The sequence below is a fragment of the Pseudomonas sp. P7548 genome, from assembly GCF_013386585.1.
Lineage (GTDB): Bacteria > Pseudomonadota > Gammaproteobacteria > Pseudomonadales > Pseudomonadaceae > Aquipseudomonas.
Window position 1 is genome coordinate 1 of record NZ_JACARO010000027.1, and the last position, 16,438, is coordinate 16,438.

15 protein-coding genes are annotated in these 16,438 nt (G+C 62.1%); 8 read left to right on the plus strand and 7 right to left on the minus strand.

Annotated elements, in window-relative coordinates:
* The first annotated feature begins 49 nt into the window (after nt 1–49).
* Nucleotides 50–667 (plus strand): TPM domain-containing protein, encoded by a 618-nt coding sequence (locus HX803_RS12705; RefSeq protein WP_178920955.1) that lies wholly within the window; start codon nt 50–52, stop codon nt 665–667.
* Between the two features lie 220 nt (nt 668–887).
* Nucleotides 888–2,090, plus strand: coding sequence for an SAM-dependent methyltransferase (locus tag HX803_RS12710; protein ID WP_178920958.1), 1,203 nt, complete (start codon nt 888–890; stop codon nt 2,088–2,090).
* 31 nt (nt 2,091–2,121) lie between these two features.
* Here HX803_RS12710 and HX803_RS12715 read toward each other — a convergent pair whose 3' ends face one another.
* From HX803_RS12715 to HX803_RS12740, 6 genes are all read right to left on the minus strand, one after another.
* Entirely contained in the window at nt 2,122–3,021 is a 900-nt protein-coding gene (locus tag HX803_RS12715; protein ID WP_178920960.1) for a DMT family transporter, read from the minus strand.
* Nucleotides 3,022–3,272: 251 nt separating this feature from the next.
* Entirely contained in the window at nt 3,273–5,831 is a 2,559-nt protein-coding gene (locus tag HX803_RS12720; RefSeq protein WP_178920962.1) for a TonB-dependent receptor, read from the minus strand.
* A gap of 129 nt (nt 5,832–5,960) precedes the next feature.
* Complete coding sequence (locus tag HX803_RS12725; protein WP_178920964.1) at nt 5,961–6,929, minus strand: FecR domain-containing protein; 969 nt, start codon at nt 6,927–6,929, stop codon at nt 5,961–5,963.
* Entirely contained in the window at nt 6,926–7,465 is a 540-nt protein-coding gene (locus tag HX803_RS12730; RefSeq protein WP_178920966.1) for an RNA polymerase sigma factor, read from the minus strand. The genes HX803_RS12725 and HX803_RS12730 overlap by 4 nt, the downstream gene beginning before the upstream one ends.
* Nucleotides 7,466–7,665: 200 nt before the next feature.
* A complete protein-coding gene (locus tag HX803_RS12735) occupies nt 7,666–8,538 on the minus strand; it encodes a dihydrodipicolinate synthase family protein (RefSeq protein WP_178920968.1) in 873 nt (290 codons plus the stop codon).
* Between the two features lie 27 nt (nt 8,539–8,565).
* On the minus strand, nt 8,566–9,348 hold the full coding sequence (locus tag HX803_RS12740) for an aldolase (RefSeq protein WP_178920970.1): 783 nt from the start codon (nt 9,346–9,348) through the stop codon (nt 8,566–8,568).
* Nucleotides 9,349–9,453: 105 nt separating this feature from the next.
* Here HX803_RS12740 and HX803_RS12745 point away from each other — a divergent pair, with 105 nt between their 5' ends.
* On the plus strand, nt 9,454–9,981 hold the full coding sequence (locus HX803_RS12745) for a helix-turn-helix domain-containing protein (RefSeq protein ID WP_178920972.1): 528 nt from the start codon (nt 9,454–9,456) through the stop codon (nt 9,979–9,981).
* A gap of 43 nt (nt 9,982–10,024) precedes the next feature.
* Here the strand turns inward: HX803_RS12745 and HX803_RS12750 are convergent, their stop codons facing one another.
* Nucleotides 10,025–11,041 (minus strand): DUF4917 family protein, encoded by a 1,017-nt coding sequence (locus HX803_RS12750; protein WP_178920974.1) that lies wholly within the window; start codon nt 11,039–11,041, stop codon nt 10,025–10,027.
* 123 nt (nt 11,042–11,164) lie between these two features.
* Here HX803_RS12750 and yiaY point away from each other — a divergent pair, with 123 nt between their 5' ends.
* The 5 genes from yiaY to HX803_RS12775 all read left to right on the plus strand — a co-directional run bounded on the left by yiaY (nt 11,165) and on the right by HX803_RS12775 (nt 16,390).
* Nucleotides 11,165–12,313: an L-threonine dehydrogenase gene (gene yiaY, locus HX803_RS12755; protein WP_178920976.1), complete on the plus strand. Its 1,149-nt coding sequence runs from the start codon at nt 11,165–11,167 to the stop codon at nt 12,311–12,313.
* 109 nt (nt 12,314–12,422) lie between these two features.
* A complete protein-coding gene (locus HX803_RS12760) occupies nt 12,423–13,097 on the plus strand; it encodes an NAD(P)H-binding protein (protein WP_178920978.1) in 675 nt (224 codons plus the stop codon).
* A complete protein-coding gene (locus HX803_RS12765; protein ID WP_178920980.1) occupies nt 13,097–14,008 on the plus strand; it encodes a LysR family transcriptional regulator in 912 nt (303 codons plus the stop codon). Before HX803_RS12760 ends, HX803_RS12765 begins: the two co-directional genes overlap by 1 nt.
* Before the next feature lie 250 nt (nt 14,009–14,258).
* Nucleotides 14,259–15,452: a CaiB/BaiF CoA-transferase family protein gene (locus HX803_RS12770; protein WP_178920982.1), complete on the plus strand. Its 1,194-nt coding sequence runs from the start codon at nt 14,259–14,261 to the stop codon at nt 15,450–15,452.
* Entirely contained in the window at nt 15,449–16,390 is a 942-nt protein-coding gene (locus tag HX803_RS12775) for a hydroxymethylglutaryl-CoA lyase (RefSeq protein WP_178920984.1), read from the plus strand. The genes HX803_RS12770 and HX803_RS12775 overlap by 4 nt, the downstream gene beginning before the upstream one ends.
* The last annotated feature ends 48 nt before the right edge of the window (nt 16,391–16,438 follow it).

The following is a 16,438-nucleotide window of genomic DNA, read 5'->3' on the forward strand; positions in this document are numbered from 1 at the left end:
GCTTCAGGCGGGTGGTAATGACAATAACGAGAAAAGAGCATCGACAACCATGGCATTACTGACTGAACACGAGCAGCGCCAAGTCGCCGAAGCGATCGCCCGCGTCGAGAAAACCACCGACGCCGAACTGGTGACCGTGCTGGCGGCGCGTGCCGACGACTACGCCTACATCCCGTTGTTGTGGGCCAGTCTGATCGCCCTGGTGGTGCCAGGCGTGGTGCATTACCTGTCCGGCTACCTGACCATGTACACCTTGCTGCTGGCGCAATGGGCGACGTTCATCGTGCTGTGCCTGGTGTTTCGTATGCCGGCGGTCACCACGCGATTGATCCCGCGTTCGGTTCGCCATTGGCGTGCGTCCAACCTGGCGCGGCGCCAGTTCCTGGAGCAGAACCTGCACCACACGCTGGGCAGCACCGGCGTGCTGATTTTCGTCAGCGAGGCCGAGCGGTACGTGGAGATTTTGGTGGATGACGGGATTTCCCAGCGCCTGGATGACAGCAGCTGGGAGGTGATCGTCAAGGCGTTTACCCAGCAGGTGAAGCAGGGGCAGACGCTGGCGGGGTTCATCGCGTGCATCGAGGCCTGTGGCGAACTGCTCAAGGTGCATGTGCCGTTGACGCAGACGCGTAATGAGCTGCCCAACCGGTTAATCGTGTTGGAGTGATCCTGGATATGCGGTTCGAAATGTGGGAGCGGGCTTGCTCGCGAATGCAGTGCGCCAGTCAATGAATAAATCGACTGACACACCGCTTTCGCGAGTAAGCCCGCTCCCACATTTGCATGTGTGTTATCCAGACGCAGTACCGTTAGTCAAATAACCCCGTGCCCTCAAGCCCCATCCCCCCTAAAATGCCCGGCATTCCCTGCCCGAGGCGTTTTTGTTCATGTCTGTCACTGTTCAACCGGATCATCACGCCCAGTTCATCGCACTGCTGAGCGACAGCCTTGCGCAGAATGCTTTCATCAAGCTGGTGCTGGCCAAGTACGTCGGTGCCGAAGCCGAGTTGCAGCGGCTGATCATCAAGCAGGTGGTGGTCAAGGAGCAGGCCTGCCTGTCGTTCGTGTACCGCTACAAGACCCGCGACATCACCAAGAACCTGCCCCTGGCTGACGGCGTGGCGGCGATTGCCGAGTTGTTGCCGGCCCAGTTCAAGAACGCGCACCTGTTGTCGCTGACCGATGAAGCCCAGCTGGAATACAGCAAGAAGAACAAAAGCTCGTTGTTCAAAAGCAAGCCGCAGCAGTTGCGCGAAGCGCCGTCGGCAGAGCACAACCGTGAGAAGAACCGCTTTCTTGACCTGAGCCGGCCGTTTCTCGCCGACCTGGGCGTGACCGACGCCAAGCAGGCGCTGATCCCGTCGATGTCGCGCAAGTGGAAGCAGATCAACAAGTTCATCGAGGTGTTCAGCCATGCGCTGACCTCGTCACCGTTGAAGCTGGACCAGCCGGTGCGCGTGGCCGATTTTGGTTCGGGCAAGGGCTACCTGACGTTCGCCATCCACGATTACCTGCGCAACACCCTCAAGGCCGAGGGCGAAGTCACCGGTGTGGAGTTGCGCGAAGACATGGTGACCCTGTGCAACAGCGCCGCTGCGCGCCTGGAGCACCCGGGGCTGGTGTTCAAGTGTGGTGATGTGCGCAGCGTGGCGCCGAGCGAGCTGGACGTGATGATCGCGTTGCATGCCTGTGACATCGCCACCGACTACGCGATCCATACCGGCATCCGTTCCGGTGCGTCGATCATCATGTGCTCGCCGTGCTGCCACAAACAGATTCGCCTGCAGATCCAGAGCCCGGTGCTGCTCAAGCCGATGCTGCAATACGGTTTGCACCTGGGCCAGCAGGCCGAAATGGTTACCGACAGCCTGCGCGCACTGTTTCTCGAAGCCTGTGGCTACGAGACCAAGGTGTTCGAGTTCATCTCGTTGGAACACACCAACAAGAACAAGATGATCCTGGCGGTCAAGCGCGCCGAGCCTGTGGACAACGCGCAGTTGCTGGAGAAAATCCAGGAATTGAAGGCCTTCTACCACATAACCGAGCACTGCCTGGAAACCCTGCTGCGCGCCGACGGTTTCCTGAGCTGAACACACCCCCTGTAGGAGCCCGCTCCCACACTTAGACTGTATTTGGCTTGGGAATCGGGGCTGGCTGCACCGCCGTCTTGCGCCCCAACATCACCGTCACGATCACCCCACACGCAAACAGCCAGGTAATCGGCTCGATATGTTCACCAAAGAACAGCGCCGAAAACGCGATGGTGAAGAAGATCTGCAACAGCTGGATCTGGCTGACCCGCGCAATGCCGCCCATGGCCAGCCCGGCGTACCAGGCAAAGAATCCCAGGAACTGCGAGAACAGCGACACATAGCCGAACGCCCACCATGCGCGCATCGAGATTGCACCTTGATGCTGCGCCGCCAGGTACCACACCGGGCCGATCAACACCGGTGTTGAAAGCACCAACGCCCAGCAGATCACCTGCCAGCCGCCCATTTCCTTGGCCAACCGGCCGCCTTCGGCATAACCCAGGCCACCCACGGCAATCGCGCCGAGCATCAGCAAGTCGCCGGCCTGGATACTGCCGGCACCGGTGATCAACGCGTAGCCGAGTACCAAGGCACTGCCCAGCGCCGCACAGGCCCAGAAGGCCTTGGACGGACGCTCATGGGACAGCCAGGCGGCGTACAGCGCCACGCACAGCGGTTGCAGGCCGTTGACCAGTGCACCATGGGACGCCGGCAGGGTTTGCATGGCCCAGGCCGACAACACCGGAAAGCCCAGGATCACACCGGCAATCACCAGGCACAGCCCGCGCACCTGGCGCCAGGTCGGCCAGCGTTCACGGCGCCACAGCAGCAACGCCGCCGCCGGGATCGCCGCGAACAGCGCACGGCCCAGGCCGTTGAGCAACGGGTGGATTTCCTGCACGACGATGCGCGTGAACGGCAAAGTCAGGCTGAAGATGATGACGCCCAGCAGGCCGAGGGCCATGCCGGTGTTTTCGCGCGAGCTCATGGTGAGGGGACCGGGATCAAGAGGGCTTCAAGGGAAGCCCATCTAGCCACAACCCCCGGCAAACGCGGGCCTACAGCTGGTGGTTGATTTATCCGTACAGTTTCAAAAACTGCTCGGTTCTTACAAGAGGTTTGTGCCGCGCCGAAGATCCACTGTAGGAGCTGGCTTGCCGGCGATGCAGACACCTCGGTGTATCAGTTGGACCGAGGAGATGCTATCGCTGGCAAGCCAGCTCCTACAGGTGTGCGGGTTTAGAAGAAGCGCGTGACGCTGATCTTGGCATCGCGGCCTTTGGTGTAGGCACGGTCGCCGCTCAGGGCAGGGCGGAAGTTGTTGTTGAACAGGTTGTCGATGGTGAAGTTCACCTCGGTGCCCTTGAGGTAGGCCTGCTGCGGTTTCCATTTGGCGAACAGGCCCTGGGTGTTGTAGCGCTTGTTGCCGTACTGGTCGTAGAACAGGTCGCCGACGCTGCTGCCCGGGCCGCCGGAATAGGTGTCGCTGGGCAGGCGTTTGGTGGCGCCGATGAACTGGCCCATCCAGCCTACCTGCGCGTCCAACGCCGGGATGTTGGTGCCGAACACCAGCACCCATTTGGTCGGCGGAATATCCCGCGCGGCCACATCCGGCCCCCAAGGGTTGGTGTAGGCGCCTTCGTGATCGCCCTTGGCGTAGGCGAACGACGCCGAGCCGAACAGGTAGGTGGAGTTGTAGAACGTTTCCAGCTCAAAGCCCTTGATGGTCAGCCCACCGATGTTGCGGTAGTTGGACATCGCGCCGGGTGGGCAGGCGCTGGAGATGGTGCCGCCGTTGATGGCCTGGTTCTGGCAGCCGACGCCGGTGGCCTTGAAGATTTCATCTTCGACCTTGTTGTGGAAGAAGGTGGTGCGCACTTGCAGGTTGTCGTCCCGGGTGATCAGGTTGTCGAAGCTGCTGACGCTGCCCACGCTGATCGAGGTGATGCGTTCCGGGTCGAGGTCGACGCTGGTGGCGGTGCGACTGCCCAGGCCCTGCACTTCGTATTGCTCGTCGATCACCGGGGCACGCCAGGTCTGGCTCCAGTTGGCGAACAGCCCCAGGTTCGGGTTGACGGTCCAGAACAGCGCCAGGCGTGGCGACCAACCGGTGTAGGTGCGGTCGCTGTAGTCGTGGCCGACGGCCGGGTCCGGGTTGTTGTAGTACGGCGCGTCGTTGCCTTCGCCACGGTTACGCACGTGGTCGTAGCGCAGGGACGGCGTGATGGTCACATCGCCGAGAGTCACCGCGTCCTGGATAAAGAAGCTGTTGGTATCGACCTTGCCGTGGGGCATGAAGCCTGGCTGGAAGTGCCCATAGTTGTAGCGCGGAGTGTTGTAGGTGGCGCCGGGCATCCACATCTCGGTTTCGCGGATGTGCTTGCGGATCTGACCGCCGACAGTGACGGCGTGTTGCAAGGAGCCGGTGTCGAACAGGCTGACGTTACGGACATCGAGGTTCTTGTCAGTGTAGGACGTGTCCATCTTGCGTCCACCGGTGGCCAGTTGGAAAAACGCGGTGGCGTCGCGCTCGTCGGTCTGGTCGGTGTTGGACTGCGAATATTTGACGGTCAGGTCCACCAGCGGGTTGTCCACCGGGGTGAATTCATATTTGCCCGACCAGGTGGTGTCGACGGTGTCGCGATGGGCCAGAAAACGCTTCAACGCCCCTTCGTAGCCGTAGCGGTCGATGTTGGCCTGGGTGGGTGGCGTCGGGTAGCTGGCGGCGGAGAATGGCGTCCAGCGATTGCTGTGGGAGCGCGAATAAGACAGGCCGACGCTGTGTTCATCGGTGAGATGGGCGTTGACCTTGAACAGCTTGCCGTCCACATCCTGGGCGGTGTTGGGCAGGCGCTTGGGGTTGATCGGGTACTGGTTGTTCTCGTTGGGCAGTTCGGCGGCCACCTTCATGTCGCCACCGTCTCGTTGGGTCAGGTAGGCGAGGGCGTCAAAGCGGCCGTCGTCGGTACGCCCATACACCGCGCCGCTGTAGACCTGTTCGTGGTCGTTGCTGGAGTAACCGTACTTGAGCATGGCACCACTGTTGCGGCCGTCCTTGAGCAAGTCGGGCGCATCCTTGGTGGTCATGTTGACCGTGCCGCCAAACCCGCCATTGCCGGTGAAGGGCGAGTTGGGGCCTTTCTCCACTTCAATGCTCTTGATCAGTTCGGGCTCGATGAACACGGTGCCTTGCTGGTAGCGCTCGAAGCCGCTCTTGGTGGCGCCGTCGACGGTCAACGGCACGTCTTCGGCATCGCCGAAACCCCGGATGTTGATGGTCTGGCCACCGGGCTTGAGCGAGCCGCCCTGGCTGACACCGGGCAAGGTCTGCAACAGGCTGGGAATGTTGTTGGACTGGTAGCGGTCGATGTCTTCCTGGGTCAGGGTCGAGCGGCCGACGGTGCTGGAGTTCACCTCCGTACCGGTGCCGATCACGCTCAGGGCGTCCAGTTGGATCGCGCCACTGTTGGTGGTTTTGCCTTCATCAGGGCGTACTACGTAGGTGGTGCCGACTTTGATCAAGGTGAACTCGCCGTTCTTCAGCAGGGTGCGGATCGCCACTTCCGGGGTGAACTCGCCATTGAGCGCCGGCGCCTGCACGTTCTTGAGCAGGGTTTCATCGAACAACAGCTGGATTTTCGCTTGTTGCGCCACTTGGCTCAGGGACGTCGCCAGCGGCTGGGCGGGCAGTTGCAGCGTGAGCGACTCGGCCTGGGCGCTGAGGCTGAATGCCAGGCAGGTGGCGATGATCGACGGTCGAAGAAACAGGTGTGAAACGTGGCAAGGCGCGCGAAACATGAAATCCCCCGGTGTGGCCAAACGGCCAAAAAGGCGTGCGTATCAAACGCAGACGGGGGGAAGACGGGGCAGGCAAAAAAATCCACACATGCGAATGCAAAATATTCTCAAGTACGGTGTTTTGCGGGGTTACTTGCTCGGTTCGATCCGTACGATGCCATCCGCTGACGGCACGGTTTTCACCGGAAGCAGGGCGGGCAGGGCGTTGAGCAAGGCGTCCGGGTCATTGACATCCAGGTTGCCCGACACCTTCAACTGCGCCACCGCGCGGCTCACCTGCAGCGGTGCCTGGGGGCGGTACAGGCTCAATTCGTCGATCAGGCTGGCCAGTTCGCGATTGCGAAACGTGAGGTGCCCGCTGCGCCAGTCGGCGACTTCTTCGGCGTTCAGGCTTTGCTGCTGCAACGTGCCCTTGGCATAGCTGTAGGTGGCGCGCTGCTGGGCGCCGAGCAAGGTTACCGGGCTCTTGGGGTCTGGCTCGAAGGCCACCTGCCCGTGGGCCACGCTCACCACCAGTTGCTGCTGGCTGCGGCGCACATCGAAACCGGTGCCCACCACCCGCACATTCGCCTCGCCGGCCTGCACGTAGAGGGGCCGCTCCTTGTCGGCGGCCACCTCGATATACACCTGGCCTTTGTCCAGATGAACGATACGCTGGTGGGCGGTGAAGTCTATCCGCACCCGCGTATTGGCATTCACATACAAGGTGCTGCCATCGGGCAGGTTCAGGGTGCGCATGCCTTTGGCATGGGCGGCCACCTGGCTGTGGTACAGCGCACGTGGGGCGTCGATAGCGCTGGCCATCACGGCGCAGACCAGGGCTGCGGCCACGGCCAGGGCAGGGCGCCACACCGACGGTTTGCGCTTGGGCAGCGCCACGGGTTTGTTCAGTTGCTGCAACTGGGCGAGGTCTGCCCACAGTTGTTCGAATTCGGCATAGGCGCGGGCATGGGCAGGCTCCGCTTGCCAGGCGGCAAAGGCTTTGCGGTCGGCACGCCCCGCCTCGTTGCGGTTGCGGGCAAACCAGCTGGCGGCTTGGGCATCGATGGAATCGCTATGCTCGATGTCCAGGGCGTCGATGTCGCTCAGGCGGTTCATTCGGGCTGCTCCGTGCCGGGTTCGTTTTGAAGGCGTCGCTTGCAGTGCAGCAGGGCAAAGGCGATGTGCTTTTCCACCATGCTGGTCGAAATGCCCATGCGCTCGGCGATCTGTGCCTGGCTCAAGCCTTCGAAGCGGTGCAGCATAAGGGCTTCTCGCCTTCGGGGCGAGAGTTCGGCGAGGACTTCTTTCAACTGTTCCAGGCGTTGCAAGCGTTGCGCGGCGGCCATGGGATCGTTTTGCTCATCGGTGACCGGCTCGGTGTCCATGTCGGCCGGGTCTGAGTGGACGGTCTGCCGTACCTTCTGCTTGCGCCAGTGATCACGCAGCAGGTTGCGCGCCATCTGGAACAGAAACGCCCGTGGCTGCTCGACTTTGGCCCGGTCGCGGTAGTCCAGCCATTGGGTGAAGACATCCTGGGTCATGTCCGCGGCGTCGCTGGCGTTGTCCGTGCGTTTGCGCAGGAAATACAGGATATCTGTATAGAACCCGCGAAAGGCATCGGCCGACAACGGGTCGGGCTTGGGACGAGACATGGGAATCCTTCTTGAGGAAGCACGACGTAGAAAAGTCGTGAATGGTATCGAGAACCATTGTCATTTGTCTCTATTTTACGGATGTACACAGCAAAAAATGTGGGAGCGGGCTTGCTCGCGAAAGCGGTGTGCCAGTCGATTTATCCATTGACTGGCGCACTGCATTCGCGAGCAAGCCCGCTCCCACAGGGGATTGTGGGTTAGCGCAGCAATGTTTTCAGCTGCTCGATCGCCGCTTCACCCAGCGAGAAAACCGGCAACCGTGGATCACCCACTTCCAGCCCCGTCAAACGCAAACCCGCCTTGATCGTCGCCGGCAACCCACCTTTGAGGATGAACTCCAGCAACGGCAACTGGCGATAAAACAGTTCCCGCGCCTTGGCCAGGTCATTGGCCAATACCGCCTCATACAACGCCAGATTGAGTTGCGGGATCAGGTTCGGCGCTGCCGTGCACCAGCCCTTGGCACCTGCCGCGAAGGCTTCCAGCGCCAGCGGGTTGCAGCCGTTGTAGAACGGCACGTCCGTCTGGCGATGCAACTGGTGCATGCGCTGAACATCCCCGGTGCTTTCCTTGACCATGGTCACGTTGGCCACCTGCTTGATGATGCGCAGGATCAGATCCACCGACATGTCCGTGCCACTGGTGGCCGGGTTGTTGTAGAGCATGATCGGCACGCCGATGCTGTCGCCAATAGCCGCGTAGTGGGCGAGGATTTCCGCTTCACTGAGCTTCCAGTAAGACGCCGGCAGCACCATCACCACGTCGGCGCCGTTGGCTTCGGCGTAACGGGCGCGGCGCACGGCCTTGGCGGTGGTCAGGTCGGACACGCTGACGATGGTCGGTACGCGCCGGGCGATCTTGGCCAGGCTGTAGGCGCTCACTTCGTCCCACTCGGCGTCGCTCAAATACGCGCCTTCGCCGGTGCTGCCCAGGGGCGCGATGGCGTGCACGCCGCTGTCGATCAAGCGGTCGATGGAACGGCCCAGGGCATCAAGGTCGATGCGCTGGCCGTCGGCGCTGAACGGGGTGATGGTGTAGCCGATGATGCCGTGAATCGTTGGGCTGGACATAAACAGTCTCCGGTCAAAAAGGGGCAATCAGTTCAGGCAATCGGCGTGTTGGCGCAGGTTCTGCCGGGCGTAGTAATTGAACGCAGCGCCGAAGCGCTTGGGCTTGGAGATCCAGTCATGGGCCTCGCGCCCGAGTTCTGGCAGGATCGGCTTGATCGTGCCGGCGGCCATCGCCAGCAACTGCAACTTGGCTGCGCGTTCGATCAACTGCGCGATCACACAGGCCTCCTCGATGCTCGCCCCGGTGGACAACTGGCCGTGGTGCGAAAGCAGGATGGCGCGTTTGTCGCCCAGTGCCGCCGTGATGATTTCCCCCTCTTCATTGCCCACCGGCACGCCGGGCCAGGCTTCCAGGAACGCGCAATCCTCGTACAACGGGCAGAGGTCCATGTGGGACACCTGCAGCGGCACTTCCAGCATCGACAGTGCCGCGATATGGGTAGGATGGGTGTGGATGATGCAATTCACATCCGGCCGCCCACGGTACACCCAGGTGTGAAAACGGTTGGCCGGGTTGGGAATGCCATGGCCTTCCAACACTTCCAGGTCTTCGTTGACCAGCAACAGGTTGCTGGCGGTGATCTCATCAAAGCCCAGGCCCAATTGCTGGGTGTAATAGGTGCCAGGCTGCGGCCCACGTGCGGTGATCTGCCCGGCCAGACCGGAATCGTGACCGTGCTCGAACAGGATGCGACACGTGAGCGCCAGCTTTTGCCGGTCGGTCCACGTATTATCCGCCAGGGTGTTTTGCATCTGGATCAGCGCCTGCTTGACCAGTTGGTCTTTGGGGAGTGCTAATGTCTTGGCCATATCGGGTGCCCTCGGTGGCTGCAAATGACACTAACGATGCTATATGACACTTTGTGTCATTGGCAAGCATGGCTCTTGCCTTTCTGCAGGGATTAACCGCAGCACATGTCTATCCGTTTGAAACTATTGAGAAAAAAACTTGGCGTGACCCTGGAAGCCCTGGCTGAAAAATCCGGGATGACCAAGAGCTACCTGTCCAAGGTCGAGCGCGGGCTCAATACGCCGTCGATTGCCGCCGCGCTGAAGCTGGCCAAGGCCTTGAACGTGAAGGTCGAAGAGCTGTTCAGCGAAGACAGCGTCAGCCTCGACAGCTACAGTCTGGTGCGCAGCCACGAGCGCCCGGACATCTCGCCGGGTTACGCGGTGTTGGCCCATCAGGTCAGCGAGCGCAGCCTGCTGCCGTTCATCATCTACCCGCCGGCGGAGTTCACCGACAAGACCTTCAAGGAGCACGTGGGGGAAGAGTTTCTGTTCGTGCATGAAGGCCGGGTGGAGGTGGACTTCATGAACGAGCGGGTGATTCTGGAACGCGGTGATGCGCTGCATTTCAATGCGCAGAAGCCCCATCGGCTGCGTTCGGTGGGCGATGTGCAGGCGCAGCTGTTGGTCGTGGTGCACAGCTCGGAAGAATGACCACGATGCAGGATTGAAATAGGGGCCCGCTCCCACATTTTGATCAGCGTTCGACAGGCACTGACAGCGCTGAATTGCCCAACGGATGCGTGCGCGCCGCGAAGAACTTCAGTTCCACGCCAGTCCCATCGAACAACGCCGAATACCGCCGTTTCTGCTGACGAATAAACCCGTCACTGCGCCCCGACACCGAAATCGCCAGGGTCGATACATTCGCCTGGCGAATCGCGTCCACCAGGTGCTTGTCCTGCGCGCCCAGCTCATGGCCGAAGATGCACAGCGCACCCTCATGGGTCAGCAATTGTTCATAACAGAACGACAGGTAATCCGAGCTGCGGATGGTCTTGAGCTTCTCTTCAACCTTGCCCTCGCTGACAAACAGCGGCACATCGTCCAGGGTCTTGAGCGTGTTGTTGATGGCAAAACTGCTGAGCAGGGTGCTGTCGGTGGACGGCAATTTGCGTGCGGTGCCGTCGAGGTTGCGCACCAGGTGCAGGCCGCCGTGCAGGTAGAGGATGCGCGTCGCCTCGGTGCGGGTGTTGCGCAGGTCGAAGCTGGCGTCGGCGCTGCCGAACAGGTCGTCGATGCCCGGGGTGTGCAGGATCGCCCAGTAGTTGAGCAAGTCGTAGTTGCTGGTGAATACCGTGGCGTAGCTCGCCAGTTCAGCGTTGATCGTCGCCAATGTCGACGGCTGCACCAGGCGCCAGGGGATGTGCACGCTGTGGATGGTATTGATCAGCGCTTCCTTGATCGCATAGTAGCGATTGCGCGGCGCCGCCGAGCTGACGGCCAGGGCCTTGTTGACCCGGCTGGTGGTTTTCAGCGCACCCAGGGCTTGCTCGAAACTACGGGTTTGCAGGGCGTCGAACACGCTGAGTTCGGACTGGCTCAGGGGTTTTTCTTCGACGGTGCGCGCGTTTTCGAACAGCGAGTCGTAGGCAAAGTCTTCCCAGATCGTACGGCTGGCACCGTTGCCGATCAGAATCGCGCTGAAGTCGACGGCACTGCGCAGCGCATTCCAGTCGTCTAGGTGGGCGTCAATATCCTGGAAATCCTTCATTGCGGCGGGTCTACTCGAAATCGGCTGGGCGGTGACTTTATCACGAGCGGGCGTTGATCCTGATCAAGATACGCCGCGCGATAGAGGTGGATTCTGTTGGCATAACGCCTCTGAGGATTGACCATGAGCAGCACCTTCTTCATCCCCGCCGTCAACATCATGGGCATCGACTGCCTCGACGAAGCCATGACCGCCATCCGCAACTATGGTTTTCGCAAGGCGCTGATCGTCACGGACGCGGGCCTGGCCAAGGCCGGCGTTGCCAGCATGATTGCCGAGAAACTGGCCATGCAGGACATCGACTCAGTGATCTACGACGGCGCCAAACCCAACCCCACGGTTGAGAACGTCGAGAACGGCCTGGCGCTGTTGCAGCAGAGCGCCTGTGATTGCGTGGTGTCCCTGGGCGGCGGTTCGCCCCATGACTGCGCCAAGGGCATCGCCCTGTGCGCCACCAACGGCGGGCACATCGGCGACTACGAAGGGGTCGATCAATCGAGCAAGCCGCAACTGCCGCTGGTGGCCATCAACACCACGGCCGGCACCGCCAGCGAGATGACCCGTTTCTGCATCATCACCGACCAAACCCGCCACGTGAAAATGGCCATTGTCGACCGCAACGTCACGCCACTGCTGTCGGTCAACGACCCGGCGCTGATGGTCGGCATGCCCAAGGGCCTCACCGCCGCCACCGGTATGGACGCCCTGACTCACGCCATCGAGGCCTACGTGTCCACCGCCGCCACGCCGATCACCGACGCCTGTGCGATCAAGGCCATCGAGCTGATCAGCGCCAACCTGCGCCTGGCGGTCCGCGATGGCAGCGATCAGGCGGCGCGGGAAAACATGGCCTACGCGCAATTCCTGGCAGGCATGGCCTTCAACAACGCGTCCCTGGGTTTCGTACACGCCATGGCTCATCAACTGGGCGGCCTGTATGACCTGCCCCACGGCGTGTGCAACGCGGTGTTGCTGCCTCATGTGCAAAGCTTCAACGCCAGCGTCAGCGCCAAACGCTTGAGCGATGTGGCGCGCGCACTGGGCGCCGACATCAAGGGCCGCACCCCGGAAGAGGGCGCGCAAGCCGCCATCGCCGCGATCCGCAGCTTGTCCCACGACGTCGAGATCCCGGCCGGCCTGCGGGAACTGGGGGCCAAATTGCAGGACATTCCCCTGCTCGCCACCAATGCCTTGAAGGACGCCTGCGGGTTGACCAACCCACGGCGCGCCGATCAGCGTCAGATCGAGGAGATCTTTCGCAGCGCGTTCTGAGCCGGGCAGTGGCAAGCTGCAAGCGTTAAGCTACAAGCTGGTAAGGTGTGAATCTCGCACTGCATTCAACTTGAGCATGAAGCTTGCGGCTTGCCGCTGAGGTCCCCCTATGAGAGTTCTGCTATTCGGCGCCACCGGCATGGTCGGCCAAGGCGTGCTGCGTGAGTGCCTGTTGGCCGCCGATGTCCAGGAAGTCGTCGCCGTCGGCCGCACGCCGTTGACCCAGCAACACGGCAAGCTGCATCAGGTGTTGCACAGCGACATGCTGGATTTCCAGCCACTGGAAAACCTGCTGCAAGGCTTCGACGCCTGCTTCTTCTGCCTTGGCGTTTCTTCGGCGGGGATGAACGAGATCAAGTACACCCACCTCACCTATGACCTCACGCTGGTCGCGGCCAGCACCCTGGCGCGGCTCAATCCGCAGATGACGTTTATCTACGTGTCCGGCGCTGGCACCGACAGTTCCGAAGCCGGCAAGTCGATGTGGGCGCGGGTCAAGGGCAAGACCGAGAACGCCTTGCTGCGCCTGCCGTTCAAGGCGGTGTACCTGTTTCGGCCGGGGGTGATCCAGCCGTTGCATGGCGTGCGTTCCAAAACGCCGTTGTACCAGTCGTTCTACACCGCACTCGGTCCGTTGCTGTCGTTCTTTCGCCGGATCAAACCGGATTGGGTAGTGAGCACCGAGACCGTCGGCCGGGCGATGTTGCAGGCGGCGAGCGTGGGGGCGCCGCAGCCGGTGGTGGAACAGGCCGGGATTAATCGCTTGGCTGACGAGCGTCACTGATGTTGCACAAAAGCCTGGTGCGCCGGCTGGACCTGATCACTTTGCAACTGTTCGTCGCGGTCTACGAGGAGGGCACCTTGACCCGTGCCGCCAACCGCGAAGCCATTGCCGTGTCGGCGGCCAGCAAGCGCTTGATGGAGCTGGAGCAAGTGCTGGGTGTGAGCCTGTTCGTGCGCCGTGCCAAAGGCATGGACCTGACCGCCGCCGGGGAAACCCTGTTGCACCACGCCCGGCAGATGTTGTTCAACGTCGAAAAAATGGGCCTGGAGCTGGGCGAGCACAGCCACGGCGTGCGCGGTTATGTGCGGATGCTGGCCAACCTGTCGGCGATCATTCAGTTTCTTCCTGAAGATTTACGGGATTTTTCCCAGCTGCACCCCGAAGTGAAAACCGATCTGGAAGAGCGCCCCAGCAACGGCGTGGTGCAAGGCGTGCTCGATGGCGTGGCCGACCTGGGCATCTGCTCCAGTGACACCGACACCAAAGGCTTGCCCGGCGTGACCTACCGTCTCGACAAACTGGTGGTGCTGATGCCCGCCGATCATCCGCTGGCCACGCGCGACAGCCTGGCGTTCGCCGAGACCCTGGACAGCGATTATGTCGGCTTGCACGCCGCCAGTTCGATCAACATGCGCACCCACGCCGCCGCGCGCGAGGCGGGCAAGATGCTGCGCCTGCGCATTCATGTGCCGGGGTTTGATGCGATGTGCCGGATGGTCCAGGCGAACATGGGCATTGGCATCCTGCCGCACAAGGCCTATGAATTGTTCGGCCGGGCGCTGGGCCTGCACGCGGTGCCGTTGACGGATGCCTGGTCGGATCGCAGCCTGATCCTGGTGGTGCGCGATGAGGCGCAACTGTCGCCGGTGAGCTGTCTGCTCTTCGACCACCTCCACAACCCTCTGATTTAAACGGCACCCGTTGTTGTAGTGAGCGGGCTTGCCCCGCGCTGGGTGGCGAAGCCGCCCCAAACCCGAGCGCCGCGGTCTTTCCGAAATACCGCGTCGGCCTTATTGGGGCGGCTCCGCCACCCAGCGCGGGCAAGCCCGCTCACTACAGTATTCGTGTTTGGCGAACGCTCGTTGCCAACTGACGGTTGGATTTCTCCTGTGGCTGCCCTCTAGTCTTGGCCCCACATTCCAAGAACAAGAGGTACACCCCATGACGGCTCCCCTGAGCGGTATCAAGGTGATCGAGATCGGCACCCTGATTGCCGCGCCGTTCGCCGCGCGGCTGATGGCCGAGTTTGGCGCCGAGGTGATCAAGATCGAAGCCATGGGCCAGGGCGACCCGCTTCGCAAATGGCGAAAGCTGCACGAAGGCACGTCGCTGTGGTGGTACCTGCAATCGCGCAACAAGAAATCCCTGGCCCTGAACCTCAAGTCCCCGGAAGGCCTGGGCCTGATCAAGCAACTGCTCGGCGACGCCGACGTACTCATCGAAAACCTGCGCCCCGGTGGCCTGGAAAAACTCGGCCTGGGCTGGGATGTGCTGCAGGCCATCAACCCCAAGCTGACCCTGGTGCGCATCTCCGGCTACGGCCAGACCGGCCCCTACCGCGACCGCCCTGGCTTCGGCGCCATCGGCGAGGCCATGGGCGGCATCCGCTACACCACCGGCAACCCGGACTCACCGCCTGCGCGGGTCGGCGTGAGCCTGGGCGATTCCCTGGCTTCATTGCACGGCGTGATCGGCGCGCTGATGTCGCTGCTGCGGGTCAAGACCGGGCAGGGCGACGGGCAGGTGGTCGATGTGTCCCTGGCCGAAAGCGTGTTCAACCTGATGGAAAGCCTGGTGCCCGAATACGACATGCTCGGCCATGTGCGTGAGCGCAGCGGCGGGGCGTTGCCCGGCATTGCGCCGTCCAACACTTACCTGACCGCCGACGGCGCCTATGTGGTGATCGCCGGCAACAGCGACCCGATCTACAAGCGCCTGATGACCACCATCGGCCGCGCCGACCTGGCCGACGCGCCCGAGTTCGCCCACAACGATGGCCGCGCCGCCAAGAGCGGTCTGCTCGATGCGGCAATCACCCACTGGACCAGCAGCTTGCCCATCGAGCAGGTGCTCAGCGCCCTGGAAGCCGCCGAAGTGCCGGCCGGGCGTATCTACTCCGTGGCCGATATCGTCAGCGACCCGCACTACCAGGCGCGTGACATGTTGCTCAATGCCGAGTTGCCCGGTGGTGTGTCGGTGAAGATGCCGGGCATCGTGCCCAAGCTGTCCGAAACCCCTGGCGGCGTGAACTGGCAAGGGCCGACCCTGGGCCAGCACACCGACGATATCCTCGGCAGCCTGGGCCTGACCGGGGCCGATATCCAACGCCTGAAAACTGCGGGAGTGGTGCAATGATTGCTGATTATTCCGACGCGCTGATCGTGCAGGAAGTGTCCCCGCGTGACGGTCTGCAGATCGAACCGACCTGGGTCGAAACCGCCGACAAGATCGCCCTGATCGACGGGCTGTCCCAGGCCGGTTTTTCGCGGATCGAAGCCGGCTCGTTCGTTTCGCCAAAGGCCATACCGGCCCTGCGCGATGGCGAGCAGGTGTTCCACGGCATCGCGCGCAAGCCGGGTGTGGTTTACGTGGCGCTGATTCCCAATCTCAAGGGCGCCCAGCGCGCCATCGCGTCCCGCGCCGATGAGCTGAACCTGGTGATGTCCGCCAGCCAGACCCACAACCTGGCGAACATGCGCATGCGTTGTGAAGCGTCGTTGGAAGCGTTTGGCGACATCGTCAGTTTTGCTGCCGGGCATCCGGTCAGTCTCAATGGCAGCATCGCCACCACTTTCGGTTGCCCGTTCGAGGGCAAGATTGATGAGGACCGCGTGCTGCACATTGTCGACGCTTACCTGGAACTGGGCATTAAGGGCATCAGCCTCGCTGACACCACCGGCATGGCCAACCCGCGTCAGGTGCAGCGCCTGGTCAAGCGTGTGCTGGAACGTGTGCCGGCCAGTGACCTGACTCTGCATTTCCATAACACGCGGGGCTTGGGTCTATGCAATGTGCTGGCCGCCTTTGAAGCCGGCGCCCGGCGTTTTGACGCGGCCCTTGGCGGCCTGGGTGGCTGCCCGTTCGCGCCAGGAGCCTCGGGCAATATCTGTACCGAAGACCTGGTGAACCTCTGCGACGAAGTCGGCATTCCCACCGGCATCGACCTGCCGCACCTGCTAGACATGTCCCGCCGCTTGCCGGCCCTGCTGGGCCATGAGTTACCCGGCCAGGTGGCCAAGGCCGGGCGCAACTGCGACCTGCATCCGCCACCGGCGTACATCGCCACGCTGTAACGCCGCACCAGACAACAAAAACAATCGGGCGCCTGTGAGCAGCCCGCT